Origin of the sequence: Halomonas gemina, assembly GCF_023554995.1 — a bacterium.
In the GTDB taxonomy this organism is placed as follows: Bacteria; Pseudomonadota; Gammaproteobacteria; order Pseudomonadales; family Halomonadaceae; genus Halomonas; species Halomonas gemina.
This window is the reverse complement of sequence record NZ_JAMJPK010000046.1, coordinates 1-255: the sequence shown is the minus strand read 5'-3', so window position 1 is coordinate 255 and position 255 is coordinate 1. Positions and strand designations below refer to the sequence as shown.

The 255-nt window shown below is 56.1% G+C and carries 1 rRNA gene; it reads left to right on the top strand.

Going from position 1 to position 255, the window contains the following annotated elements:
- Positions 1-255 (top strand): 23S ribosomal RNA (locus tag M8009_RS19460); the annotation flags it as partial.

Below are 255 nucleotides of genomic sequence, written 5' to 3'. Positions count from 1 at the left end.
GCGCGGAAGATGTAACGGGGCTCAAACCAGGTACCGAAGCTACGGGTGTGCCTGCATCACTTAAGGCTATTCGATTAACGTCGCGAAGCGACGTTCAAGCGCTCCCCGAACGTTGAGTCGGGTGGGCAGATCATGATGAGTAGGCTTAAGGATGCAGGCACGCGGTAGAGGAGCGTCGTGTAAGCCGACGAAGGTGGATCGAGAGGTCTGCTGGAGGTATCACGAGTGCGAATGCTGACATGAGTAACGACAAGG